This is a genomic window from Vibrio genomosp. F10 str. 9ZD137, assembly GCF_049974785.1.
In the GTDB taxonomy this organism is placed as follows: domain Bacteria; phylum Pseudomonadota; class Gammaproteobacteria; order Enterobacterales; family Vibrionaceae; genus Vibrio.
Genome location: NZ_JBNGCJ010000291.1, coordinates 1 through 25,932 on the forward strand (window position 1 = coordinate 1; position 25,932 = coordinate 25,932).

Annotated in this window: 19 protein-coding genes and 1 pseudogene; 9 read left to right on the top strand and 11 right to left on the bottom strand. The window is 43.9% G+C overall.

All coding sequences use genetic code 11. The features are described from left to right. Positions 1-1,569, top strand: a 1,569-nt coding sequence (helD, locus tag ACP45E_RS05120) for a DNA helicase IV (protein WP_069584770.1), incomplete at its 5' end; no start/stop codon positions are given. Positions 1,570-1,760: 191 nt separating this feature from the next. On the opposite strand, the gene ACP45E_RS05125 is transcribed toward helD, so the two are convergent. Continuing rightward, positions 1,761-2,216 carry a methylglyoxal synthase gene (locus tag ACP45E_RS05125; RefSeq protein WP_017033696.1) on the bottom strand — a complete coding sequence of 152 codons (456 nt, stop codon included), beginning with the start codon at positions 2,214-2,216 and terminating at the stop codon, positions 1,761-1,763. A 49-nt stretch (positions 2,217-2,265) separates the two neighbouring features. Beyond that, complete coding sequence (gene torT / locus ACP45E_RS05130) at positions 2,266-3,381, bottom strand: TMAO reductase system periplasmic protein TorT (protein ID WP_017038186.1); 1,116 nt, start codon at positions 3,379-3,381, stop codon at positions 2,266-2,268. Positions 3,382-3,459: 78 nt separating this feature from the next. Between torT and torS the strand changes: the two genes are divergently transcribed. Then, positions 3,460-6,534 (top strand): TMAO reductase system sensor histidine kinase/response regulator TorS, encoded by a 3,075-nt coding sequence (gene torS / locus ACP45E_RS05135; protein WP_069584771.1) that lies wholly within the window; start codon positions 3,460-3,462, stop codon positions 6,532-6,534. 50 nt (positions 6,535-6,584) lie between these two features. Here the strand turns inward: torS and ACP45E_RS05140 are convergent, their stop codons facing one another. Together ACP45E_RS05140 and ACP45E_RS05145 are read right to left on the bottom strand one after the other, a co-directional pair. Beyond that, the gene (locus ACP45E_RS05140; RefSeq protein WP_026026649.1) at positions 6,585-7,889 is read right to left on the bottom strand and encodes an inosine/guanosine kinase; all 1,305 of its coding nucleotides are present in this window, start codon (positions 7,887-7,889) and stop codon (positions 6,585-6,587) included. A 165-nt stretch (positions 7,890-8,054) separates the two neighbouring features. Then, a complete protein-coding gene (locus ACP45E_RS05145; protein ID WP_017033692.1) occupies positions 8,055-8,534 on the bottom strand; it encodes a CreA family protein in 480 nt (159 codons plus the stop codon). A 227-nt stretch (positions 8,535-8,761) separates the two neighbouring features. Here ACP45E_RS05145 and ACP45E_RS05150 point away from each other — a divergent pair, with 227 nt between their 5' ends. The 3 genes from ACP45E_RS05150 to ACP45E_RS05160 all read left to right on the top strand — a co-directional run bounded on the left by ACP45E_RS05150 (position 8,762) and on the right by ACP45E_RS05160 (position 11,175). After that, complete coding sequence (locus ACP45E_RS05150; RefSeq protein WP_017038184.1) at positions 8,762-9,283, top strand: hypothetical protein; 522 nt, start codon at positions 8,762-8,764, stop codon at positions 9,281-9,283. A 139-nt stretch (positions 9,284-9,422) separates the two neighbouring features. Beyond that, positions 9,423-10,064 (top strand): HAD-IA family hydrolase, encoded by a 642-nt coding sequence (locus ACP45E_RS05155; protein WP_017033690.1) that lies wholly within the window; start codon positions 9,423-9,425, stop codon positions 10,062-10,064. 493 nt (positions 10,065-10,557) lie between these two features. Further along, entirely contained in the window at positions 10,558-11,175 is a 618-nt protein-coding gene (locus ACP45E_RS05160; protein ID WP_017038183.1) for a DNA-J related domain-containing protein, read from the top strand. A 135-nt stretch (positions 11,176-11,310) separates the two neighbouring features. Here ACP45E_RS05160 and ACP45E_RS05165 read toward each other — a convergent pair whose 3' ends face one another. The 4 genes from ACP45E_RS05165 to tesA form a co-directional block, all read right to left on the bottom strand. Then, positions 11,311-12,966, bottom strand: coding sequence for an ABC-ATPase domain-containing protein (locus ACP45E_RS05165; RefSeq protein WP_017038182.1), 1,656 nt, complete (start codon positions 12,964-12,966; stop codon positions 11,311-11,313). Positions 12,967-13,044: 78 nt separating this feature from the next. Then, complete coding sequence (locus ACP45E_RS05170) at positions 13,045-14,961, bottom strand: bifunctional diguanylate cyclase/phosphodiesterase (protein WP_026026647.1); 1,917 nt, start codon at positions 14,959-14,961, stop codon at positions 13,045-13,047. A 188-nt stretch (positions 14,962-15,149) separates the two neighbouring features. Further along, positions 15,150-16,349 (bottom strand): enoyl-ACP reductase FabV, encoded by a 1,200-nt coding sequence (gene fabV / locus ACP45E_RS05175; protein ID WP_017038180.1) that lies wholly within the window; start codon positions 16,347-16,349, stop codon positions 15,150-15,152. Positions 16,350-16,444: 95 nt separating this feature from the next. Continuing rightward, entirely contained in the window at positions 16,445-17,044 is a 600-nt protein-coding gene (gene tesA / locus ACP45E_RS05180; protein WP_017033685.1) for a multifunctional acyl-CoA thioesterase I/protease I/lysophospholipase L1, read from the bottom strand. On the opposite strand from tesA, the pseudogene ACP45E_RS05185 reads away from it, so the two are divergent. The 3 genes and pseudogenes from ACP45E_RS05185 to ACP45E_RS05195 form a co-directional block, all read left to right on the top strand. Further along, positions 17,043-17,708, top strand: a pseudogene (locus ACP45E_RS05185) (ABC transporter ATP-binding protein); the annotation flags it as partial. The gene tesA and the pseudogene ACP45E_RS05185 sit on opposite strands and share 2 nt — an antisense overlap. A gap of 110 nt (positions 17,709-17,818) precedes the next feature. Beyond that, positions 17,819-20,272, top strand: coding sequence for an ABC transporter permease (locus tag ACP45E_RS05190; RefSeq protein ID WP_017038179.1), 2,454 nt, complete (start codon positions 17,819-17,821; stop codon positions 20,270-20,272). Positions 20,273-20,566: 294 nt separating this feature from the next. Continuing rightward, entirely contained in the window at positions 20,567-22,069 is a 1,503-nt protein-coding gene (locus tag ACP45E_RS05195; RefSeq protein WP_017038178.1) for an FAD-dependent oxidoreductase, read from the top strand. Here the strand turns inward: ACP45E_RS05195 and ACP45E_RS05200 are convergent. The 3 genes from ACP45E_RS05200 to ACP45E_RS05210 are packed head-to-tail and all read right to left on the bottom strand — an operon-like array spanning position 22,025 to position 24,448. Beyond that, positions 22,025-22,963: a biotin-dependent carboxyltransferase family protein gene (locus ACP45E_RS05200; RefSeq protein ID WP_017038177.1), complete on the bottom strand. Its 939-nt coding sequence runs from the start codon at positions 22,961-22,963 to the stop codon at positions 22,025-22,027. The genes ACP45E_RS05195 and ACP45E_RS05200 overlap by 45 nt on opposite strands. Next, a complete protein-coding gene (locus ACP45E_RS05205; protein ID WP_026026646.1) occupies positions 22,960-23,664 on the bottom strand; it encodes a 5-oxoprolinase subunit B family protein in 705 nt (234 codons plus the stop codon). The genes ACP45E_RS05200 and ACP45E_RS05205 overlap by 4 nt, the downstream gene beginning before the upstream one ends. A 34-nt stretch (positions 23,665-23,698) precedes the next feature. Continuing rightward, complete coding sequence (locus ACP45E_RS05210; protein WP_017033679.1) at positions 23,699-24,448, bottom strand: 5-oxoprolinase subunit PxpA; 750 nt, start codon at positions 24,446-24,448, stop codon at positions 23,699-23,701. Between the two features lie 282 nt (positions 24,449-24,730). Here ACP45E_RS05210 and ACP45E_RS05215 point away from each other — a divergent pair. After that, the coding region (locus ACP45E_RS05215) for a PAS domain-containing protein (RefSeq protein ID WP_141707233.1) at positions 24,731-25,932 on the top strand (1,202 nt) is incomplete at its 3' end.

Genomic DNA, 25,932 nt, shown 5'->3' on the forward strand with positions numbered 1-25,932 from the left:
GAATCGACGTTGCTGTCGCGCAATGATCAGTGGCTAGAAACCGAACGCTTAAACTGGGGCGTGCTGTTTAGTCAGTTAGAATCGTCTCCTTTGAATGTATCTCAGCAAAAAGCGGTATTGCTGAACGATGATCATAACTTAATATTGGCTGGAGCAGGTTCAGGTAAAACCAGCGTCTTAACAGCACGAGTCGCGTATTTGCTGCAAAGTCATACCGCACAGCCCGAAGAGTTACTGTTGCTGGCTTTTGGCCGAGAGGCCGCCAGTGAAATGAGCCAACGAATCGCGGATAAAATTGGCTTAGCCGGTGATCACGTTAAAGTCAGCACCTTCCACAAGCTTGGACTACACATCATCAATGAGGTGGAAAATCAGAGAGTGGAGGTGTCGCCGATTGCCGTTGATACCAAACAGCGAGAAGCCTGGTGTATTGACTGGCTAAAAAAACATTGGATGACCCCTACCAATTTCAAACGCTGGCAAAAGCACCTTTCCACATGGCCGATCGCCTATTTGGCTGGCGACGATGAGCTAGGTAGTCACGTAGAAAACCCGAAATTGATTGCTTGGCTTGAAAAGCAACTTACTCAACTTTCTGCCAGTGGCTTAACCAAAAAGCAGATCCAAGAAAAGCTCATTTCTCATCGTGACTATACGCGTTTAAATAGCGAGATAGGGTTGGTTTGGCCATGTTATCAGGCGTGGCAACAGATGCTTAAAGAACAAAATCAGATTGATTTCAATATGATGATACGCCGTGCTACCCAATACGTAGTGACGAACAAGTTCAAGAGTCAGTGGCGTTACATCATGATTGATGAGTATCAAGATATTTCGCCGGATCGCTTGGCACTCATTGAAGCACTCTGTCATCAGCCTCGAAGTGTTCAAGAACGTGAATGTGTTCTTTTTGCCGTAGGCGACGATTGGCAATCTATCTATCAATTTGCGGGCTCAGACGTAGATCTGACCACAGGGTTTGAGGCGCGTTTTCCGCACTCAACAGTGCATTATCTGGATACAACGTATCGATTTAATAGCCAAATTGGCGCGGTAGCAAACCGATTTATTCTACAGAACCCGGCTCAGATGGATAAAACGTTATCCAGCCATAAAGAGATCAAGCAAAAGTCGGTGTATTTGGCGTCTATGAATCGTATTGAAAAAACACTCGATCAGTTGAATAGGCAAGCCAAGAGCAAGAAAACTGTTTTGTTGCTCGGGCGAAATCACTACCACAGACCTGAATTATTAGAAGAGTGGAAAAAACAATATCGGTCACTCGAACTTGAATTTATGACCTGCCATGCAAGTAAAGGTAAGGAAGCTGACTTTGTGTTGATATTAGCCGTCGATGAAGGACAGTTTCCTACCAAAGTGAAATCCCTCCATTTGAATGGCGCATTGACCGAATCTAGAGATTCTTTTGCTTATGCGGAAGAAAGGCGGTTATTTTATGTCGCAATGACCAGAGCCAAAGAAAAGGTTTGGATCTTCCACACCGGAAATGGCTCGGGTTTTGTTCAAGAGCTTTCCGATTCCGATTACCCCATAGTAAAGCAAAAATAGCACGTGTGATCTCCGCGTGACCTCTGCATGGGAAAAACCTGCGATAAGAAACAGCGCCTATTTATAGAGGCGCTGTTAACCAAGAGCGAGCTTAATTTCCTTGTTTATTGACACTAGCCTGTAGATAACCGCCTGTAGATTGTCGTCTACGACCTTTTGACTGCATTTTTCTAAAGCGGCCATGCTATGTGTTAAGTACGGCTTGCTAAGTAAGCCTCGTAATCGGGAATTTCAATCTCAACTTCTTGCTCTAATAGAGGTGACTCGATCAGGAAATTAGCCGTTGCTCTGTTGGTTGCCACAGGAATGTTCCACACACTGGCAATACGCAGAAGCGCTTTCACATCTGGATCATGCGGCACGGCATTGAGTGGATCCCAGAAGAAGATCAACACATCAATTTTCCCTTCTGAAATAAGCGCCCCGAGTTGCTGATCGCCACCCATTGGGCCGCTTATCAAACTCTTTATTGCGAGCCCAGTTTGCTTACTGAGCATATGCCCTGTGGTGCCAGTGGCATAAAGAAAATGACCCTGAAGTTTTTCCTTATTCTCAATTACCCAGCGAAGGAGTTCTGGCTTGTAGTGGTCATGAGCGACTAAAGCGACATTTTTATGTGCTGGCATAGTGCGAGTTGTTTTTTCCATGTAGGGTTCCTTAGTAATTATTATCTCTATCATTATGAAAACCTAGTGGTTAATCAATAGGGCGTACCGAAAAAGTAGGTCTATAACCAGAAGGAGAGAGAGAATTTAAGATCGAGTCAGCCTGAAAGTCCGAACGGGTAATGGATTGGATGGCAGGGGCTTCATTACGCGCATAAGGTTTGTGGCTCAAGAAACGGTATGCCTGTTGGACAGATAATCGACCTTGCATAACCATTTGGTCCGTTGGAGCAAACTCGACTCTTCCACGTACAATGCCACGATACACGCCGTGACTTAAATAGGTCGATACCAATTTGATTTGATCGGTCTTGCCCATAATTCTTATTTCTGAAATGGCGGCTTCAATGGCGACAGCGCTACCAACAAGATAATCAAGATCGTTATTTTCAATCAGCTCCTGCACCAAGTTCCTCTGAAGCTCTTTGTCGTTGTCCGCCCATTGCGTTTCAACAATATGGATATCACTGCCTTCGATAGCATCGATAAACCCTTGAATGACGGGCTTAGTGCCCCCACTGGATACGGGCCCAGGAAGAAGCGCAATATTCACCTTGCCTGATCCAGTAGGGTGTTTCCCTAAAAGGTAATGTCCAGTTGAATGCCCCATCCAATACCAGTCGACACCAACCGTACCTTTTAACAAAGGGAGATTCGCATCATTGAGTTCAAGGTGATTAACGGCAGCAAAAATGGGGGTTGTGCCCGTCAGTTGAAACAAATCATCACGGTATAAATTCGGCGCGACTGTGCCTAGAATAATCGCATCGGCGCTCCAATCAACGCAGTCTTTTAATTGTTGCTTTTGTTTGTCTTTATTTGGGTAGCCACCGGATTCAAGAACCTTCAGGTTGATGGGGAGATTCGTAGCCTCTTCTACCATGCCATAATTGATGGAAAGCCAGTACGAGTCTTTAAGGTGAGGATATACCGCACAAATCTTGTAGGGTTTGTTCTCTTCAGTTTGGGTTATTTGGGCTAATAGCTGTGTTGGAAAGAGAGTTAAGGCAACACTGACCACGGATAACAGGGCATATGAAAGACGCTGTAGAAATAGAAAAGTTACAGACACCGAAGGTACAGCCCCAGTCGTTTTCGACACAGACCGGGTAGAAATAGATCTTGTAGACATAGAACGTCTGTACATAGTGTTATTCGTTGGCATCTTCATCATAAACACTGCAAAATATGGTGGTTCATCAAAAACAAAGAAGTGAAGTTTATCATGTTGTTGGCTAAAGCGAGTATCGGACGTAAGTTACTTTTTGCCTTTTCTGCAATGGCGATGATACTGCTACTCTCGGCGCTTGTCGGGGTATTGGGTTTTTCGTATGTCGCTAACACGGAACGCAACGTCGTTAACAGAACCATCCCGTCTATGATTGAGGCGCGGAAAGTGTCTGAACTCAGTGCTCGAATCATCACTTCTGTTCAAACGCTATCGAACGCTCAATCGGAACAACAGCACAAACAAGCGGGACAAGTCTTGTTTGGTCAATTGGAAACGCTGCTCTTTCATATTACTCAACTGGGTTCCGACGCTTTCGACTCTGCACTACTGGATACGCTTGCTCATGATGTTCAAGTCATTATTGATTCGTTGGCAAACCTCGGTTTAGCCGTTGAACAAAAGCTTCAATACTCTAACCAGATTAACGAACAAGTGGTTGCCATGCGCAAATTGGCTTCTGAACTTGAACAACTTGCGCGTACTCAAGTATTTAATACCAGTACCGTGGCTGTTGCCAATGTGACGCATATTTACGATCTTTTGGATAAGAACGAACCCAGTCTGGTGTATCAAGCCCTCGATGATTTAGTCGAAATTGATTTGGATTTATCAGAACGTTTACACGAATTTCATTTATTGGCGTTTAAGGCGCTTAATCAGATAGAAGAGATCCAGTCTATTACCGATATTGCTCGAATAGAGCTCATCAACCAAGAATTTGCCCATAACGTGTCTATTATGCAAAGACGAGCAAGAGTGGTTGAGGATCCAACCCGATCTCGGCAGATGGCACATTTATTAGAAGGGCTGAAAGAGAAAAGTCAGGTTTTTGAACTGCTGAAATCACGTCACCAAACACAGCAATTACTCCAGCAATTGATGCAAGAAAATATGCTTGAAATGGCGACGCTCAATAACACGGTGAACCAGCTTGTCGATGATTCAAACGCCTCGACTACCGCAGCAGTCGCGAACGTAAAATCAACATTGAACACCGCACAGTGGACGCTGACCCTACTGGCACTTATCGGTTTCATTATCGCTGTCTTGATTGTGTGGCGAGTTGTCTATATTCAGGTGGTTAAACGCCTAGATGAATATTCCTCAGCCTTGCTTTCGATTGCCAATGGCCAATTGCATGTTCAGGTAGAAGTGTCTGGTCATGATGAACTTGCCGATATGGGGCGAGCAATCGTCACCGCAAGAGATACTGCTCAGGCATTACAACAAGCGGCGGTCAGAGAGTCTGTTGCCAAACAAGCGCTGCAAGATCATAAAGAGCATTTGGAAGAGTTGGTGTCAGAAAGAACCGAGCAACTACAAGAATCTAATAACAAACTCAATGTAGCGGTTGCGGACCATGCAAAAGCTAGAGAATCGGCAGAGCAAGCCAATCGGGCTAAATCAGCGTTCTTGGCTACCATGAGCCATGAAATCAGAACGCCGATGAATGGGGTTCTGGGTACCGTCCAGTTGCTTCAGGACACACGGTTAAATGATCGACAGAATCACTACGTCGAAGTGATCAATCGAAGTGGTAAAACCTTGTTAGCCATTTTGAATGACATTTTAGATTACTCAAAAATTGAAGCAGGCCATTTGGACATTCGCCCAGTCACATTTAATTTGCACGATGTTGTTCGCGACAGTTACCAATTATTTATGGGCAAAGCGAATGAGAAATCGTTGGATTTAAACCAGTGTATTGAAAGTGATATTCAGCCTTTATGGCAAGGCGATGCCACTCGTATTAGCCAAGTTCTTAACAATTTGATTGGTAACGCTATTAAGTTTACCGACAGTGGGTATGTGGATATCTATATTCATATGACGCAGGAAGATGATCGTAGCGGGCATATCGTCTTTGAAGTGAGTGATTCGGGAGTAGGGATAGCCAGTGGTGATATGCAAGGGCTGTTTGATGCATTTACTCAGGCGAAAAAACACGACGCCTCACTAGGTGGTACAGGGTTGGGTTTAGCGATCAGCCACCGATTAATTGAGGCAATGAACGGCACGTTAAGCGTAACCTCAGAGCAGGGGAAAGGCAGTTGTTTTCAGTTTGAACTGCCTTTGTCGAAAAGTGATGAACAACAAATTAGCCGCCATACGGAACCGACCTTGTATAGCGGCAACCAAGGGAATGAACAAAATAACGCTCTGCGCCCATTACGAGTGTTATTGATTGAAGATAACCCGGTCAATAGCATGATAGCGGAAGGTTTTCTAAACAGTATGGGGCATCAAGTTGTTGTCGCAGAAACCGGTTCAAAAGCAAGAACGTTATATTCAAAAACAAGAGCGCCATATTTAGAACCGTGCTTGAGTGATCAGAAAACCAAAGAAAAAAACGCTATTCCCCGTTCTTTTGATGTCTTGTTGATTGATATTAACCTCCCGGATTGCTCTGGGGTTGATCTTTTAGCGGAATTCAAAGCGATCGGTAGTGACACCCCAATGATTGCGGTTTCCGCGCATGTTTTCAAAGAAGAAGTTGAGCGCTATTTAGACGCTGGCTTTGATGGGTATCTACCCAAACCACTGGAACGAGATTCCCTTAGAGCGCTGCTTGGGGCCCTTTTTCTCGATGAAGCCGTTGTTAATGAAACCGTTCTTTATGGATCAGACCTTGATGAATCGGTCCTTGATCAAAGGGTCCTTGATCAAAGGGTCCTTGATCCAGTTGTGTCAGTTCAAGAAGACCCTGTTCAAACGATTGGAAAAAAAGAAATGATAAATACACAAATAGTGGCTAGCGATATTGAGGTTCTGGGCATTGAGAGTGTGACTAAGATAGTGGCATTATTTGACCAGGGGAGTGCAGAAGCACTCAGTAGTTTAGAAAACGCGATGAATGCACGCAGCCAGAGTGAAGTGAAATCCATTGTTCATAAGTTGAAGGGTTCAGCCTCTAGTTTAGGGTTAGATGCCTTGTACCAACTGTGCGTTGATATTGAAAAGAGCGTGGATCCGTTGGCGACTTACTCAAGTACTGAAGCTGAACTTGAACGGGTGATTCATCAATCGAAACAGGCGCTTGAAGACTTACTTACTCAGACAAGCGCTTAGGAGAACACAGAGTTCAAACGCTGAATGAGTAAGTAATTTGAAGGAAGGAATTAACGATCCCAGTAGGTTTCTTCTAAGCTATCTTCTCGCTCTGGAAGCGATCGTGATAGACGAGGCGAGTGTTGTGTTAACACCTCATAACTGACACGGTTCGCGTATTTACAAATTTGTGATAGTGAAGAGTAAGTTAAATACGGGTGGTCGTGTTTTGCTGAATTCGGGACATTCGACTCGTGGTAACTGTTGGCAGCCATGTCATGTAGCAAAGCTGACAAGGCACCATCTCCAGCACCATTGGTATTTTTAATCTCTAGCGGCCCACCAAGATACGGCCCAATATGAGAGTAAATTTTCACAGGGTTCGTGCAATCTGATTTTCGCATCGCTCGGCTAAATTCGAATTCATTAAATTCGGGGATGTTTCCTGGCAATAACGCAAGCTCTGTTACACGTTTAGCGGAATCATCCACGTATCCCGCCATATACAAGCCGATAGGTCCTGCCGTACAAAGCACGAGATCAACCCATTGAAGCGCCTTATCAGCAGCGAGTAGAGGATCCTTTTCACCGGTTAGAGCTTCGCCTTCTTCTTCGTTCATCGCAATAATCGTGACATTTTCTTTAATGTACTCTTGCCACCATTTTTCTGCACCTTCAATCACATACTTAGTCCCTAGGGTAAGAACAACCGGTATGTTTTTCTTTTTCGCAATTTCAATGGATCGAGCCACCGCTTGAGGCATAGGATCTTCGGGTTTGCCACGCATTAGGTAAGAAGAAACAACAAGCGCAGACGCTTTGTCGAAAACATCCTCAGGAATACTGTCAGGGCGCAGTTTGTTCATGTGCCCTTCGTTAATCGCAAAGGTACGTTCACCATCTTCGGTAATCAGCGTATAACAACGACCAATAGGACCGTCGACCATTTGCAGATGATTCAAGTTCATGCGTGAAGAGGTGCGGCAAAGGTAGCGGTACGCATAAGAACCGACTTCAATGTTTTTCGACATAACACCAAGCAATACTGATTTACTGTCGGCAAGAACCGAGTAGTTGTGAAGCGTATTACCGATGGTATCACCAGGGTATTGGTGCGTGATGAGTTCTTTCTCAACCAGTTCTTGATACAGCTCATCGGCTTTACTTTCTTCCAAAACCAATGAATGCCCTTTACTGAGTTCATACTTTTCTAAGAATTCAGTATCGACTCTTGCTTCGATATCAACGATCGTTTGACCAACACCAACAATGATTGGTCGGTGCAGCTTTGGCGTCTGTTGAATTTGATTGACCAAAGGATCTCTAGCATGAGTGGGGAAGTAGTGCTTTGACTTGCGTTGTCCGGGAAATTTCATGGGAAAAGAACGGTTGAGGATTTTGTTGAATTATATCACATAATAAAACTATCGTTACATAGAATTACACGAATTAAGAGAGGCTCATTGGATAACCATCCCATGAGCCTGAGCAAACTCTAATTAGTCAGACAAGCTTGAAGTTACATATAAAGCTAATGCTACTTAGTTAGTTTTCGCATCACCTACATAGCTGTTATAGGCTTTTGTTCCCCATAAAGGCACTGTCGATAAACTGTGTTTGAAGCTGCCCTCGGTTTCTTTGGTCGTATACGACAAATAAAGCAGAGTTTGGTTTTCAACGTCGAAGATGCGTCTCACTTTCATTGTTTTAAAGAAAATGCTTTTAGACTGTTTAAACACAACTTCACCGGATTTACTCTTATCAATCGTCGCCAGCATTTCTGGGGTGATATCACCGGTTTGACGACAAGATATGGAACTGTCACTCGGATCAGAGAGACTTAAGTTCGCTTCCACAGAGGCGATGTGGCAGGTGACGCCAGGGATTTTATCGTCATCTAAGTTGGAGATCTTAATGTCTTTTAGGGTGAAGATTCCTAAACTGACGTCGCCAACTTCGTTGCGGTCACAGCCTGTAAGCATGAGTGCAAGCGCTGAAATCAGGGCTATTTTTTTGATCATTAAAGTAAGCTCTTGTAAAAAAGAAGACAGCGATCAGTGTATAAGAGTTAGACAGTTTAGGTAAACCTGTTTAGCTATCTAATTGGAAGAGAGAGCGTCTGTCACGCATTTTCGTAGCGTGAATTTTAGGACCAATAAACCATTCCCGAACGTGAGATGATAATAACGCTTGTAGGGTTTAGCGAGTGTCGCTATTCTCGATGGACTGTTCTCGCTCGGAAAAAAACATGACTATCAGATCGTTACCTATTGCTGACACTAAAAACCAGTGGTTATCTCAGCACATTGATGTGAAATTTCCGACCAAAGAAAGCGTATCGGGCTGTGCGTTATATCAGCGTTCTCTAGAGGGGCGAACTTACCAGATTTGGCAGTCGGCCCCAAGCAATGATGACAATGCTTTTGAGTCACAAGAGATATATCTTGTGGATTTTCATCGCTTAACGGTCATGTTTTCGATTTTGCAATCACAACAATGGTCAGATAAAAAAGAACAGGCCGAAGTATTGGAATTCTTTACCCAAATTATCCTATCTCCCCCTTGTGATCTCTACGTTGCTTTCAACGATGGGATACCCGCAGCAGCGGCAATAGTGACCCAAACAGACGATACTATTTTGATCTCTGATATTGTGGTTGCTGGTGAGCAAGTTACTCACAATCTTGCCCTGTCGTTCGCTTCACAGCTTGTTAACCATATGTATTACGCGGAGATTGACACTAAAACGATTTACATCGAGAAAAAGTGAAATGTGAGCTTTCAAAAGAGTGACTAAGCCTTAACTTTCTATTATTCAACGACACGATATGAGCTTTGTGTTACCTAGCTCCTTTTTTAGTAGACCACTTTTAATATGATGGAGTGAATCTGACTCGAGAGGTTAACCGATGGCTCAAAGTATTAAATGCGTTATTTTTGATTGTGATGGGACTTTAATTGATAGCGAACGATTGTGTTGCCAAGCGTTAGTCAACGTTTTTGCACGGTTTAACATTGCGCTTTCGCTTGAGGAAGCGCTTAGTCAGCATGAAGGAGGCAAGTTGGCCGATGTATTGTCAACGGCCTGTGAACATCTAGGTGTCACCATCTCTCTTGATACATTGGAGCCACTCTATCGAACCGAATTGAAAATTCTTTTTGAAAAAGACCTTAGGCCGATGAAAGGGGCCAAAGACTTGCTTGATTATTTAAGTAATACAGGGATTGAGTACTGCGTGGTTTCGAATGGGCCTTTAGAAAAGATCCAATACTCCCTCGATTTAACTCGCCTTCTTCCTTATTTCAAGGGGAAAATGTTTTCGGCATTTGATGCGAATAGCTGGAAACCAGATCCAGATTTAATTTGTTACGCAGCAATGAACATGGGGTATTCTCTTTCAGAATGTATCTACGTCGATGATACGCCAAAAGGAATAGAAGCGGGCGTGAGTGCAGGCGTTAAAACGTTTCTACTCGGCAATGCTCATAATCAGAACCCCCAAGTAGAAACATTTTCAGAATTACCATCGATTAAAACTTGGCTTAATTAACAGCATAACCGACCGGGTGTATGATTTTACTGTTTAATGAAGCGGTTGGCAGTATGAGTGTCGCTTGTATTGTAGATAGATGCTCAAGGTGAGAGCCGCAATGGGCGCAAAGTAATGTTTCGTTGTCCTCTGATATTAGAAAGTCGTCGCTTGCACATAGTGGGCAGCATGTAGGTACATTTTTTATCTTATTATTATTTTTCATATAGTATCTCGGCAGCGTTATACACCTTGATTTAGGTGCATGAATCTATCTTAGCCTACATCTCACTTTGTTAAATATCGGCGTCGTTTTGCATACAAACTTTGAGAAGCAATTCATATATTTGTTACTTTTCAGCAAACCTTTTAACAGAGGGTGCCGATTTGGTGTGGTTGACAATGTGTATTTTTGCCGCAGGGCTCATGTCGTTGTTGGCAAAATTTATGAATAACTCGACAAATATGCTGCAGTGCTTTTCAATTAAGAGAAGACTTCCCAAGTAGTTACTCTATGACAGAACAAAATGAACTGACAGCCTGCTTTCAAACTTACATGGAAAACCCACTGGTTTGGCCAATATTGGAGGTGTTGAAAAAACAGCCCTCAGGTTGGAAAGTCCATACTTTAGCGGCCCATATTACCGAGCTAGGGTTTGTCCCTATTCTTGATGCACAGCCAGAAAAAGACCTATTCAAGCGTAATTTTTTGATTATGAATGCGCTCTATCAACTTCAGGAAACCTTGTACCCTGATAGTTGGTTGCAGGTTCAAGCCATGGACATTGCACTGTTGTCGAATTCCAATGAGGCCCAACACGCCATAGATACGAGCGACCCGTTACGAGACTATTACACACAGTGGATAAACTACGAAGCAGAAGAGGGCGAAGTTAAGCGGCTACTGAATGAATTTTGGTCGCGCTATCGTCAATTTGTAGGCAGTAAAAACAGTCAGGATATGGACAGAGCAAGAGCGTTAACTCTGTTTGAATTGCACCCCGATGCCAGTTCAGCTCAAATTCGTAAAACTTGGCGAAAGCTTGCTCTCAAGTGGCACCCGGATAGAGACAATGGAAACGCGGAGCGGTTTAGAGTGTTGTGTGAAGCTTGGAATATCCTTCGGCACTAAATGTCAGTAAAGCGGTTTTAAAGTAAAAAAGATGGAGAGCAATCCCCATCTTTTTGCATTTTGACCTAAGCGTTGAATGTTAAGCTTAGATACGGTTCTTGGAAACTGAGCTTAGACATCGAGATCAGAGCCGGTTTAATGGTTTGGCTTGAATTGCGATTTTCTCATGCGGTTAAGGGCCGCCATTACATCAAGAACACGAGGCTTTGCAAGATCCCCATGATTGGGCATATTAACGTGCCAATTATCGTTTAATAACGCACGGATAGAGTTAGCTGGCGTTGCGCACCACCCTGGTGTTTGAGCAAACTGAAACCATGTCCAACCGATAGCGTTAAGCTCAGAATTCGACTCAAGTTGCTCTAGAGCCGAAATATCGGTGATCTCCTTACCAAAGCGAAGAGTGTCTGTCCCTTTTGCGGAAACACGGAACTTTCCATCAACGAGCAGAGTTTGAAGGGCAGCGCAATGGAGCGAACGAGGCTTATAGTTTTCAAGTGGCGTTTCACACTCATTCGTTCTTTCTGTTGGGTGCTGCAAAATGACTTGCTTTGCTTTCTCTGTGACATCAACCGGTTGGTAGTCATGCATTTGAATCACAGTGTCAGCAACATCCAAATAATCGCCAGAACCACCCATAACAACAATGGTCGAAATATCAAGAGAATCACGCAATTGACCAATGCGATCAACGAGAGGTGTAATCGGCTCTTGCCCTTTTGATACTAATGCCTGCATGCGTTCATCACGTATCATAAAGTTAGTCGCAGAGGTGTCTTCATCGATCAATAATGCTCTAGCACCCGCTTCAATCGATTCTTGTAACCAAGCCGCTTGAGACGTTGAGCCCGACGCATCTTGAGTTGTAAACTCTGCGGTATCTTTACCCATTGGCAAGTGATTGATGTAGTTAGAAAGGTTGAGGTTATGAACACAACGTCCATCTTCTGCACGGATCTTCATAGCTTCAGGATCGGTCACAATGCCTTCACGGCCATCCCCTGGAATATGGTTGTAAATTGAACGTTCTATGGCGTTAAGCAGTGTTGATTTTCCATGGAAACCGCCACCAACAATAAGCGTAATACCTCTTGGAATACCCATGCCAACGACATCGCCTTGGTTTGGCGTTGTCAGCGTTACCGTTAACGCCTCGGGCGCAATAAATTTCACCGCATCTTTCATTGGCAAATCGCAGTTACCTGCAATACGTGGAAGAATACTGCCATTGGCAATAAATGCGGTTAAATTATTTTTCGCAAGTTGAGCGCGCATCGCGGCTTGATCTTCAACGACCTGACAATGTTGGACCATTTTGTCTTTAGCCAGCTCTCGATCGAGTGTGCATTTACGAATGAATTTAGGCAGATAAAACGTGATGATGTTAAGTGCTTTCTTGGCTAATATGCTTCGACCGTCGGCAGGTAAATTGATGCGAAAGCGAATTTCGATACCTTCATCGGTAAAAACCACGGCGGTATTATCGAGCACGGTTTGGCCAGAGTGGGCGATGCTGACGTTGTTGTCTTGTTTCGCGAACTCAGCAAAACTGCGCGCAATGAAATCTCGAGCGGCAATTTGGTAATCAGTCGATTGTTCTTTTAACCATTCTAAGCCGGTTAATGACCATGCGCGTGTGGCACGGAATCGAGAGGCAGAGGCGTACGGATCAGCTTGGACATGGTCAATGTGTAACACAAAGTCACCGAAGTCGTATTGGCCTTTAATCTGCTGATACGCTCGATAATTTTGCTTTTCTAGTTTTTTAAGGACAGCGGTAAGTTGGTCCATATCCAATTTGCTCACATATAAAGATAAAGGCGGCGATTATAGAAACCACCGCCTAGAGAGTAAAGACAATTCAGTACATTAATGCGGTACCGCTATTTGCCCATTATCTTGTTGATTCTGGCTCAGTAAACCAAGTTCAAATTCATCACAGGGCATTGGCCTTGCGTATAGGTAACCTTGCCCAAATTCACACCCTTCACTAATAATGAACGCTTCTTGCGCGAGAGTTTCTATCCCTTCAGTTGTCACGCGTAACTTGAGCTTTTTCGCGACGCTAATAATGGAACGAACAATGGCACGATCTTCCTCACTATTTTCGAGTTGCTGTATAAAGCTTTTGTCTATTTTTATACAATCAAAAGGATATTTCTTGAGGTATTGGAATGAGGCGTACCCCGTGCCAAAATCATCAAGCGACAGGGTCACTCCAAGTTCATGAAGAGCCATTAGGGTGTTGCTCGCTTTGACGTCATCACCGATGAGTCCACTTTCTGTCACTTCAAGCTCTAAGTAGCGAGCGGGTAGTTGATAGGCATCAAGCAGGTCTTTTACTTGTTGTGAAAAGTTAACGCTTTGAAGTTGAATGGCCGAAATATTGATCGCAACTGTAAAGTCACTCACATGATTCGCCCATTGCGCCGCTTTTTCTATCGCTGAACGAAGCACAAAGTTTCCGACCTCAAAAATAAGCCCATTTTGTTCTGCGATGTGGATGAGTCGTTCATTGGATATGTCGCCCAATATTGGGTGACGCCACCGCAGCAAAGCTTCCGCACCTGTCCAACGGTGAGTCGTTGGGCAGACCTTTGGTTGGAAATAGAGTAGTAAATCATCGCTTCTTACGGCTTGTAAAAGATAGCTTTCTAGCTGATTCATATGACTGTGATTGTCAGAGAAAGCCTGCGAATAAAAACTGAATTGATGCCCTGAGTCCTTGCACGATAACATGGCCTCGGCGGCATATTTGAGTAGATCAGCACTTTGATTGGTATCACTTGACGTCGCAATACCAATATAGGCATGAAGGTGGACACTTTCTTGTTCAATCACAAATTCTGAATGCCCAACATCGACCAAAGTTTGGCAAAGTCTTTCCAGCGTAACCGCCAATTCTTTTGATTTTACAATAAGAACCAAGTCGGTCGAGGTCGGTCGAGCGGTGATAAGTTTGAGCGTTTGAATATTGGCACTCAAACGGTAGCGATAGTGCGTTAAAATCCTATCCCACTCTTTATAGCCATACTTCGACTGTAAGCGTCGGCCATTAGTAAAACCAATGTGCACTACCGCCAGTTCTTTTTTCTTTTCCGCTGCGGTAGTCAGTTGGTTTGGCAACTCTTTTTCCAACGCTTTACGATTGAGGAATCCCGTACCAATATCGTGTAGTTTTTGATATTGAACTTGTTCTTCCGCTGCGCGTCTTTTATCGATTTCTTGGTTGAGCGAATAGTTCAAGCTTGCGAGGTCTTGAGTCCGGCTGTTTACCCGGTTCTGTAATTCATTGTTGAGTCGTTGAAGTTTTTCGTGTTGGTAGAGCGTTTCTAGCTGCGCTTCAACGGAGATACGAAAGCTATCGAGTAGGCGACGATAGGTTGGTGTAAATGGGTTTTCTTTTTCATCGAGGATACAAATGGTGCCAAATTGTTCACCAGTTGGCCAATGGAGAGGCAAACCACAATAGGAAATCATGCCAAGTTCAATGTCTGGGTTATCTTTCCACTCTGGATTTGTATTCGCATTCGGAACCAATAATTCAGCATCTCGGTTCATGACAGTTTCACAATACAGCCCTTGCCCTAGAAATTCTTGGTCTCCGACATTATAGGGGTTAGCCACATTGTTATTTTTGCAGCATACTTCAATGGTTGCTTTTTTGACTCGCATGATCAACGCAGCAGGAACCACAACAATTTCTGAAAGTAGGTTAAGAGTGCTCTGCCAACCTGCAAACATTGCGTCCGGAATTATCAGTTGCTGAGCATCGATCTTTGACATCTCTATTGCTCCATTTTTATCAAAGTCTTCTGTTGCATCCAATGCGTCGAGACCGAATAGTTGTTTACCCAATGCAATCCAACTTCTTAATTATAAGAGCCTTTTGTTAATGTAACAAAAAAAAGCCCCAGAAAATTAGCGGGGCTTTGCTTATTATCGCCTATCTCAGATCTGAGACCCTTTATTTTTTAGTCACTTGTAATTACAAATGACTCAATATCAATCGGAGCAGTGTAATCAATTTTCTCAAAATTAAAACCGTTTAATTTTAGAAAATCAGACTTAAAGCCTTGATAATCGCCAATCTGCCTAAAGTTATCGCGTGTCATTTTTTCTAGTATGCGGGAAACATCGTGCTGAACTTGGGCATTCAGCTCCCAATCATCCATTCTCAATAGTCGTTCGCCATCAAGAGGAATGCGCTGTTCGCCGTATAGTTTGTCGCAAAAGAGACGCTGCATTTGTTCAATGCACCCTTCATGAAGATCGCGCTCTTTCATTACTTTGTACAAGGCTATCATGTACGGTGTTAAGCCTGGGATAAATACACTGGCTTTAGTCACCAGCGCCTTGCATACCGTCGCATAAGCACCGCCGGAGAAGTTGGCAAGTTTCAAATTGAGTGAATGACTGGTCTGATGTAAGTCGATTTTGGCTCGCCCTAAAGTACCATCAAGATACAATGGGTGCGTAACCTCTGGGCCAATGTAGGAAAAGGCGATGGTTTTGCACCCTTGGGCAATCGACTCGGCATTAATTAGGGTATCAATCCAGCTTTCCCAATCTTCGCCGCCCATGACTTTTATGGTGTCGTTGGCTTCTTGCTCCGTCGCCGGTGGCAAGGTCACGTCAGACCATTCGTCTGTCTCAAGGCTGATGAGAGAGCTGTTAATACTTTTACCAATGGGCTTAATCGCAGAGCGCCACAACTCGCCGGTGTCAGGATTTGGCCTGGCTCCTGTTGCTAGACTGTATATGACAAGATCGACTTCGCCTTCAAAGTAAGTTTCAATGGCTTCAATGACTCGGGTGCGAGTTTCAGCAGAAAAAGCATCGCCTTCAATGTTGATGGCGACTCTTCCGGCCCGTTCAGCGTGGTGTTTGAAATAGTAGTTATTATACCAGCCTGCTGTTGCGCCACCTTTTGCCGTTGGACCGCGCTCTAACGAGACACCAATGGTATCGGATTCAGATGCGCCAAATGAAAGAGCAATCCTGGATGCAAGCCCAAACCCCGAAGATGAGCCGATAATGAGCACACGTTTCGGTCCTTGTTGAATGGGCTTCGCCGTTTTTACAAATTCAATTTGATCGAGCACGGCTTGTTCACAACCAAGCGGATGAGCAGAACGAGCGACCATGCCTTGAATAATGGGTTTAATAATCATTTTTAGCGCCTTTTAAAACAAATTGACTCTCACTAGCAGCAAGTCACTAAAATAGCGCAGCTGAAAGAGGTTTTAATTGAGCTAAACCATTAAAATTAAAGATGTACCGATATTTTTTCAGCGACAAACTCTGCAATCCATGGCTGAGCAACCGGTTTAGGGTGTAGGCCGTCTTCCATCATCCACTCTGGTTTGATAACGACTTGCTCTAAAAAGAAAGGGAGTAATGGTATGTTTTCTTGCTCGGCTAGGTTTGGGTAAATTTGAAAAAATGCATCGCTATAGCGCTTCCCATAATTGGGTGGAATGCGGATTTGCATTAATATTGGCTGAGCCCCTGCATCTTTTGTGATCTTTATGAGTTCAGTCAACGTATTAGAGATCAAATTGGGTGGAAACCCGCGCAAGCCATCATTAGCACCAAGTTCGATGAGAACATAGTTAGGTTGATGCTCTTCAAGCAATAAAGGTAGGCGTGATAGGCCATTACCCGTAGTATCACCTGATACGCTTCCATTAACGATTTCAATGGTTTTATTATGGTTAGCCAACGCATTACCCAGTAGTGAAGGCCAAGCCTGCTCAATTGGCATGTTATATCCAGCGCTTAAGCTGTCGCCGAGAACGAGTAGCGTTTTACTGTGTGCAATGCTAGAACAGAGAACAAGAAGAATTAAGGAAAATAGCCGAATCATGCAAACATCCATTATTAGTACAAAGTCAGTATCAAAGGTTATCTCAAATAACCGTGAGTCTCTTACCATCCTTAACGATATTGATATGGATGTCAAAGAAGGGGAAAGCATTGCGATCGTAGGCACATCCGGTGCGGGTAAATCAACTTTGATGACGCTCTTAGCCGGACTCGACACTCCTACAAGCGGCTCGATTGAACTGCTTGGGAAATCGATCAGTCAAATGAGTGATGATGAACGAGCATCATTGAGAGCCAATGACATCGGTTTTGTATTTCAAAGCTTTTTGTTGGTGCCTACGCTGTCAGCGATAGACAACGTCACTTTGCCTTGTCTTTTAAATGGAAGCTCAGTAGACAAAGAAAGGGCTAAAATGTTGCTTGGCCAAGTAGGGCTGACCAATCGCATGGAGCATTTACCTTCTCAGCTATCAGGTGGCGAGCAGCAACGCGTCGCACTGGCACGGGCATTCATGATTAATCCTAAAATTTTATTTGCAGATGAACCGACGGGCAACCTGGATCAGAAAACGGCGGCAACAGTGATTGATTTGCTTTTTGATATGAATAAGCAACATGGCACGACGCTTATTCTTGTGACACACGATCTTTCTTTGGCTGAACAGTGCGATCGAACCATTTACGTTCAGTCTGGCTCTATCCAGCCAATGCCTAATAGTTTGCAACAGAGTGCGCATGATCTGTTACAAACGGAAGCTTCCACAAAACAGAGCGTGCCTAACGGAAACGACATCGATTCACAAGGTCATTCAGTATGATTAAAATGTCTACAGACGATCGTGGCATTTCTAAAGCCACTTGGCTTGTTAACTGGAGCCTCAAAGAAATACGTCATGGACAGCTTTGGCCCATCGCTCTTTCACTCTCTTTGATCATTGCGTGTGTCTTTGCCCTGTCTGCGCTTGCAGAACGTATTGAACAGGTTGTCGTTAAACAGGGTAAAGATGCGCTCACGTCTGATTTAGTGTTTCAATCTTCTAATCCTCTTCCACAATCATTAGAGGATGCGATATTAAAAGCGCCAATTGAGGTAAGCCGTGTTACCCGTTTTGCTACCATGGCGTTTAGCGCTACCCAAATGCAGCTTGTTACGGTAAAGGCATTAGAGTCGAATTACCCGCTTCGCGGAACAATGAGGCTCGCTTCAGATGTTCAGGAGTCGCAGCAAGTCAAGAAAAACGAACTTTGGCTTGATAAGCGACTTCTTACCCAGCTTGATGTTGTTATAGGAGACTCACTGGCTATCGGTGACGCTGATTTTATCGTGAGCGGGACGATAGAAGAAGAGCCTGGGCTGTCGTTTAATCCCTTTCAGCAAATGCCAACAGTGCTTATCCACTATTCTGATATCGCTAAAACCGGTGCGATTCAAATCGGTAGCAGGGTACGTTATCAGCTCTACATTAACGGCAATGAACCCGAACTTGAGCAGTTAAAAAACCAGGTAACGCTGACGGCGAGCGAACGCTGGAAAGACACTAATACAGCCAGTCGAACTAACGATATCTTCATTAACACAACGCAATATCTCTCGCTCAGCGTCGCTATTGTGATTTTAATGGCGGCAGCAACGTTAGTCTTAACCTGTCAAAGTTATGTGGCGTCGAGAAGAACCACCATTGCTATGCTGAAAAGCCTGGGGGCCACCAAGCGTTGGCTTACTCGATGGATACTCCTTCAAATCGGTATTTTGCTACTGGTTTCCATTGCACTCGGTTTCAGTGCTGGGATGCTCCTAGAATACCTGCTTAGATTGCCTTTGGTGGATATCTTGCCAGAGCAACTTCCTTCCTACGGTTTATCGCCTTATCTGTTATCGGTTGCGACGTGTGTGCTTATCGCTGTACCTGCATTAGGCATTCCACTGCTGAATTTGTTTAACATTAGTGCTTCGCAAGCAATGCAACCGGCGAGTAAACACATTTTCAAACGTCGCTATTATTGGTTAATCGCGATTCCAGTTTTACCTTTACTTAGTTATTACGCGAGTAATGCCTTGGTATGGATGCTGTTCGGCGGGCTGGTTGGGATTATTGTCACCCTTGCTATTATCAGCCTCGCTATCACCAAGCTGATGACGAAATTGCCCTTGGGCGCAACGTTTAAACTTGCTTTGAACCGGATACACAGAACACCTGTCATGACTGGGCTTCAATACAGCGCTCTCGGTCTGTCGTTGATGCTAATGGCGACACTGTGGTTAGTGAGAACGGATCTGCTGCAAGATTGGCAAAAGACACTACCAGCGAACGCGGCGAATGCCTTTTCATTGAATATATCTGAGCAAGACCGGGAAAGCTATTTGGAGCAACTGGACCAGAATAAGGTTGAGCGTTCACAGGCGTTTCCGATCATTCGTGGCAGGTTGACCCATATTAACGGTGTTGATGCCAAAGAAATTGAGGGAGCAGAAGAAAAGAGTGATGCACTTCGAAGAGAGCTGAATTTCACCTGGGGAGATACCATTCCGGAATACAATCCAGTGCTCGAAGGGGAGTGGAGCGAGGTCGGTGGTGTTTCTGTGGAATCTGAAGTCGCACAGGACTTAGGTATTAACATCGGTGACACGTTAACGTTCACGATCAGTGCACAGACCATCGAAGCCAAAGTCAATTCAATCAGAAAAGTAGAATGGCGGGAAATGAAGCCTAATTTCTATTTCATTTTTACCTCTGATCTTATGGCCGATCACATGGCGAGCTACTTGATCAGTTTTAGAATTGACCCAGAGCATGACTCGCTGATGCAACGCCTGTCTCGAGAATACCCAACGGTCAGCTTCATGGATATTAGGGAAGTGGGCAGTAAGATTGAGCAGTTACTCAGACAGTTTGTATGGGCGATTACTTTACTTGCTGGGTTGGGTGGTTTGGCGGGCTTATTGCTTATATTCACGCTACTGCAACTGAGTCTTTCTCAAAGACAGCAAGAGCTTCGTTTGTACCGAACTTTAGGTGCGACTCAGAAGTTTATAAAACGTACCATCTGGGCAGAATATGGCCTCATGGCATTGGTTGCGGGTATTGTAGCGAGTTTAGGTGCAGAGTTGTTGGTGGCGAGTATATTAAAGTTTGGCTTTGATCTATCGGCAACTTGGCATTTTATGCTTTGGATAGCCTTGCCGCTGGTCGCTTTTTGCACACTTTTTGTGGTTGTCAGAAGTTTGGTTAAAACTCTGTTAACCCCTATGAGCAAAGAGATTAATTAACCATTCATTCTCTGTATTTGGCAGTTATCCACAAAAACGGTGGATAAAGTTTTGGATAACTTAGCCTGTAGATAACTGTGGTTTGGTTACAGCCCTTTTAGGACGGAATGTGAAGGATTATTGTTATTCACATAATCGAAAAAAAGGGCTAGCCATTTATTGAGTCAAGTGTTTTTTTGCAAATAATTCATTTTTATTATGAGTCTGTTTGTTTACTGGTGTCTTTTAAATAGCGGTTGAATAGTGGTTAAAAGCCACTAAAATACGGCGTGAATTAAATAGTTGGTGTTTACTATGAAAAATGAGGTTGAACGCTCTAATTACGTTCAAGTCGCGATCATTGGAGGCGGCGTAGCGGGGTCAACTGTTGCTATTCATTTGGCTGAACTTGGCGTTTCTTTAGCATTGCTTGAGAAAAGCGAGAGTCTTGTCAATGGCCCTCCTATTTGTCATCTCCATGCCGGTGGTAACCTTTATAGAGAGATTTCCTCTAAGCAGTGCTTAGAGCTCTTGGAGCAGTCGATTAACACCGTGAGACTTTTTCCTCATACCATCAATCGTAGGCCTACTGTCATCGCGACTCCTATTAGCGATGATGGGAACCCTCATGGTATTATTGAGCGGTTAAAGTTGGTGAAAAGTTGCTACCAAACGCTTGTAGATAAAGATGGCCGTAATCAGGTTCTTGGCAACCCTGAACAATATTTCAAATCCTACAGTAAGGCCGAGCTTCAAACGTTGGCCCTTAGTAAGCAGCCCAAACACCCTCTAAGCCTTGATGACTGGATGATACCGTTTGCACAAAATGCCGAATTAGATCGACTGAAATACCCCGTCATCTCAGTACAAGAATACGGTTGGAGTGTGTTTAGGCTGGCGGCGAGTGCTAGCTTGATTTTGGAACAGATGGATAAGTGTGATGTTAAAACCAACACAACGTTAATTCGAACACAGTTCATTGATGGTATGTGGCTTCTGACTTATCAAGACTCTAACGGTCAAGAGCACCAAATGTATGCTGAGCACCTGGTCAATGCGTGTGGCTACCAAACAGGTACCGTCGACGATCAAGCCAGTTATAAGCGAAATCGCATGGTCGAGTTCAAAGCGGCCTATATGACTCATTGGGAAGCTTGCAATCAACAGTGGCCAGAGGTTATTTTTCATGGTCCCCGCGGCACAGCAAAGGGAATGGCTCAACTTACGCCTTATGCCAATGGTGTTTTTCAGCTGCACGGCATGACAGAAAATATCACTCTATTCAAAGATGGCTTGGTCTCCTCCACCTCAGAATCTGCTCAGCCTAATTTGCCTGAAAGATTGAAAGGAAAGCTATCTAACGGGTGGTCTGATGAAGCGATGATGGAAAGAACCTTACGTGCTATCGGCCATATGGAACAATTTATTCCAACGTTTGGCTCTGCTACCAAGTTATCGAAACCACTTTATGGTGCGCAACAAATCCCTGGAAGCGATGCGACTTTACGCTCAACAGACGTGACGTTTGAAGAACAAAACTACGCGCGTGTAGAAGTGGTCAAAGGGTCGTCGGCTCTAGATGCTGCCAAAAAATTGGTGGCTCATTGGTCGCTTTGTTTGGCGAAAGAAAGCTCTATTGAGAATACACATCCGACGGCGCTCTCTTTGAGTTATCAAGACGTTGAAACTAAAGCATTAGAGCTGGCTATTGAGCGTTCTTACCCTAAAGAGTTGGCATTACTCGCTGGCGCTATCGGTACCATAACATCAGAGCTAGTAACCAAAGAACCGAGCCCATTGGCACCATGCGTCTTGTAACCCTAACAAATCGCCTTTAACAAATTGAATATCTTGCCCAGGTTTAGCTTGGGCAAGTCTTGGTAAGTCTATTCGTGCAACGCACCCAATTTTTGGGTAACCTCCAATCGTTTGACGGTCATTGAGCAAAACTATCGGTTGCCCATCTGGTGGGACTTGAATCGAGCCTAAAGCAATGCCTTCGCTCAGCAGTTCTGTTTTTGGTGGCGTAATCTCTTCACCTGAAAGTCGATACCCCATCCGATCACTATGCTGGCTCACGGTAAAACGTTGCTGATAAAATTTTTGCAATGATTCGGTAGGGAACAGGGCACTTTGATAGCTTTCTATCACTCGTAATTTCAGCGGCAAATCATAGTTTGGGGTATATCGAAAAGTCAGTTGGATGGGCTTTTTATGTTGAGTGTGTGGTGAGCATTGAAAAACATCACCTGTGTTAATGGGCTGACCATCTTGATTCAGACCACCAACGCCGTCTCGCACGACAGTTGAGCAGCTGCCAAAATGATCTACAGCCTTAAAACCACTGACAATGGCTAGATACGTTCGTAAGCCATTCTTCGTGAGCCCGAATTTTAGTCGTTGCCCTTTGTTGGCATTAAACGTTGACCAATTTGTAATGGTTTCACCATCAAGCGTGACTTGCTGGTTTGCGCCAGTGATGGCGAGTGTACAATCAGTAAGAATTTCAAATTCCGCCTGACCGAGCGTTATTTCTAATGTAGGGCTGTTCACCGTATTACCTAATAAATGGTTAGCCCAACTATAGGCATAATCATCCACAGGCCCACCCTGAGTCAGCCCGAGATGACTGCCCCCAAAGCGCCCGAAATCTTGAATAAGAGTAAGCGGACCGGGTTTAACCACTTTCAAAGCATTGCTGTGCTGTTTCATTGAATGTCCTTTTCGGGGATCACGCCACCTAGCGATATAAACTCTTGTTTGGAAATGGGTCTAAATTTAACGGTTTGACCTATCAAGAAAGGTGTCATCGGCTCTTTAGATGGCTCATAGAGGCTGATGGGGCAATTGCCTATGATGTTCCATCCACCAGGAGAAGCGTTGGGGTAAACCGCAGTTTGCTTATTAGCAATGGCAATACTGCCTTTAGGGACATTCAGTCTAGGGGAGGCTTTTCTGGGCTTTCGTAATAGCGGATGAACGTCAGATAAAAATGCGAAGCCGGGTGCAAAACCAATCGCAGAGACCGTGTATTCAACCTCGGTATGCAGCTCAATGATCTTCTCTAAAGAGAGGCCATCGCTTAAATATTCAGTCAGGTCTGCCCCAACAGATAGGTCGTAATAGGCAGGAAGAATCACCGTGTTATGACTAAAATGGGTAGGTTGATTCTCTTGACTGATATGGTAATTAATCTTGGCTAAAAATTCAGTAAGCCCAATGCGGTGAGGGAGGTAATCGATGAGTATCGTGTTGTATGATGGAGTAATATTCATTATCCAATCGGAATAGGACTTCGCTAACGAGTGAGTAATGGCTCCGATAAAAAGAGACAAATGGGATGAAGGATCCGCATCAAACGTGACTAAGATGGAGCATTCTGCAACGGGGTTAATGGTAAAAGAATACGTCAAATTATACTCCCTGTATGGTTTGAGTCATCACGTTTCACTTTGAATGAGAGTGAATTAATTGAGCTATTTCTTTAATAAGCTCTATCGAATCTGAATTGTCGCCATGAACACATAGGGTGTCAGCGTCAATAGGGATAACAAAACCATCAAGAGTGGTCACTTTCTGGTAATTCAAGATCTGTTTAAGTTGGTTCAATATGTCTTCTTTGTGTGATAAAACCGCACCACTTAGACTTCTCGGGGCGAGCAGTCCATTGGCGAGATACGCTCTATCAATAAATGCTTCGAATAACAGAGGCACATCGTAGCGATCTGCGATATCAAGTTTAGGTTGATTATGTGGCGAGGCTAACGTCATGAGAGGAATATGAAAGCATGAAACAGCATCAACAACGGCCTCAAAGATCGTTATGTTCGCTTGCATGTCGTTATAAAGAGCCCCGTGTGGTTTAACATAATCCAAGGTCGTGTTCTTACTCTCGCATAAGGCTTTTAAAGCACCAATTTGATAGATCAGTAAATCGGTCAGTTGCTGTGGCTCGAATGGGATAGAGCGACGCCCAAATCCTTGTAGATCAGGATAGCTAGGGTGGGCACCAATAGACACCTGATGTTGTATCGCAAATTCGATAGTCTGGCTCATAATACTGGGATCTGAGGCATGAAAGCCACAAGCGATGTTTGCCATATTAATGTGAGGCATCACTTGTTCATCGGCGCCCATCTTCCATTCGCCGAAACTTTCGCCCATGTCACAATTTAGAGTAATCGTTGCTTGTGTCATTTGTTGCCCTAGTTGTTTAATCTTGAGTCATGTATGTTACCTATTAGTCATTACTAATAATAAGTAAAACGGCATAAAATACGGTGATATAAGTACCAATCAGGTTATTTTTTGTTTGTTGCCTTTGCAGGTATAGGTCTTCCTGTTGCGGAGATCGGGTCACACTTTGTATTGAGATACATAGGAAGAGTGCAGAACAAGTTTGCATAAGAAAGAGATATAAGTCGCCTGGTATATGGGTCAAGTAAACTATTTATATGTCATTGATGAAAGGAGGACGATATGGTGCGGTATCTTTCACTGCGAAATAAGCTGACGATTCCGATTATATTGTTTGTCTTCATCACTTATATAGTTGCCCAAGGCTATGGCTTTATTGCGACCTATACAATGCAAAAGAATGCGCTTTTAGAGCGTATTGATGTCGTCGCTAGCAGTATCGCACTTAATCTTCAAACCACTCTTTTACTCGATGATCCCGCTGTGGTTGGCGAAACCTTGTCTGTATTTTCTGCCGATGAGAATGTACTGAAAGTTAAGTTGTACAGTATCAACGACGATTTATTGGGTATGTATCAACAGCAAGGAGCATCGACTCCCACTCCTAACGTTGAACAGCAAAAAGAAATTCTATCATCTGGCTTCTCGTCATCCGGGGATTTCATTTATGTGTTAACACCAGTCAAGTTAAACGGAGAAACCATTGCTCGATTAAGAGTGACGATCAGTAAGGCAACGTTCAAGCAGTTGTACAATCGCGTGTTATTGAATGGATACTTCTCTCTATTGCTGCTGGTTGTTGCTGGTTTTGGTCTTTATCGCTTAATTGAAAAATTCATATTAACCCCTGTATTTGCTCTAAACCAAGCCATAAGCACCTATATTAATCATGACGGTAAAAATGAGCGGATTGAAGTTTCGTCTAACGATGAAATTGGCGATCTGGTGAGTGCGTTTAACACCATGCTCGACAGAATCAGTATGAGAGAGCGACAGGTCGTTTATACACTGGATAAGTTGGAGCAGGAAAAATCCTTTGTGAATGAAGTTGTTGAAACAGTGCAGCATGGTCTAATCGTTGTTGATGACAAAGGAAATATTCTCCATTTCAATGCAGCTTGTAATGATGTGTTCAAATGCACCCCAGCTTATCTCACAGGGGCTAACCTTCTTGATGTGATTAACGTAGATAAGCAGAGCCAGTTGTACAAAAAGATCTTAAGTGGTAACGAGTTTGATGATGTATTGCTGATTAGGAAAGACATATTTAACCATGAACAAAGGTTAGAAATTACTTGTCGTAAACTGTCTAAAGAAGGGCAATTTCTATTCGCAATTCAAGACGTCACAAACATCCAGTCAGTTCTGAGTCGTCAACGTTTAGCGGCGGGTGTGGTCGAGAATAGTCAAGATGGATTGATGGTGATCAATCAAGATGGTTATATCACGATGGTCAATCCGGCGGTCACACAACTGTTGGGCTA

Coding starts and splice junctions, on each gene's coding strand:
- torS (WP_069584771.1), top strand. CDS start 3,460: ATGTTGTTGGCTAAAGCGAGTATCGGACGTAAGTTACTTTTTGCCTTT.
- ACP45E_RS05160 (WP_017038183.1), top strand. CDS start 10,558: ATGACAGAACAAAATGAACTGACAGCCTGCTTTCAAACTTACATGGAA.
- ACP45E_RS05165 (WP_017038182.1), bottom strand. CDS start 12,966: ATGGACCAACTTACCGCTGTCCTTAAAAAACTAGAAAAGCAAAATTAT.
- ACP45E_RS05190 (WP_017038179.1), top strand. CDS start 17,819: ATGATTAAAATGTCTACAGACGATCGTGGCATTTCTAAAGCCACTTGG.
- ACP45E_RS05170 (WP_026026647.1), bottom strand. CDS start 14,961: ATGTCAAAGATCGATGCTCAGCAACTGATAATTCCGGACGCAATGTTT.
- fabV (WP_017038180.1), bottom strand. CDS start 16,349: ATGATTATTAAACCCATTATTCAAGGCATGGTCGCTCGTTCTGCTCAT.
- ACP45E_RS05140 (WP_026026649.1), bottom strand. CDS start 7,889: ATGAAATTTCCCGGACAACGCAAGTCAAAGCACTACTTCCCCACTCAT.
- ACP45E_RS05150 (WP_017038184.1), top strand. CDS start 8,762: ATGACTATCAGATCGTTACCTATTGCTGACACTAAAAACCAGTGGTTA.
- ACP45E_RS05200 (WP_017038177.1), bottom strand. CDS start 22,963: ATGAAACAGCACAGCAATGCTTTGAAAGTGGTTAAACCCGGTCCGCTT.
- ACP45E_RS05125 (WP_017033696.1), bottom strand. CDS start 2,216: ATGGAAAAAACAACTCGCACTATGCCAGCACATAAAAATGTCGCTTTA.
- tesA (WP_017033685.1), bottom strand. CDS start 17,044: ATGATTCGGCTATTTTCCTTAATTCTTCTTGTTCTCTGTTCTAGCATT.
- ACP45E_RS05145 (WP_017033692.1), bottom strand. CDS start 8,534: ATGATCAAAAAAATAGCCCTGATTTCAGCGCTTGCACTCATGCTTACA.
- ACP45E_RS05210 (WP_017033679.1), bottom strand. CDS start 24,448: ATGACACAAGCAACGATTACTCTAAATTGTGACATGGGCGAAAGTTTC.
- ACP45E_RS05195 (WP_017038178.1), top strand. CDS start 20,567: ATGAAAAATGAGGTTGAACGCTCTAATTACGTTCAAGTCGCGATCATT.
- torT (WP_017038186.1), bottom strand. CDS start 3,381: ATGTACAGACGTTCTATGTCTACAAGATCTATTTCTACCCGGTCTGTG.
- ACP45E_RS05155 (WP_017033690.1), top strand. CDS start 9,423: ATGGCTCAAAGTATTAAATGCGTTATTTTTGATTGTGATGGGACTTTA.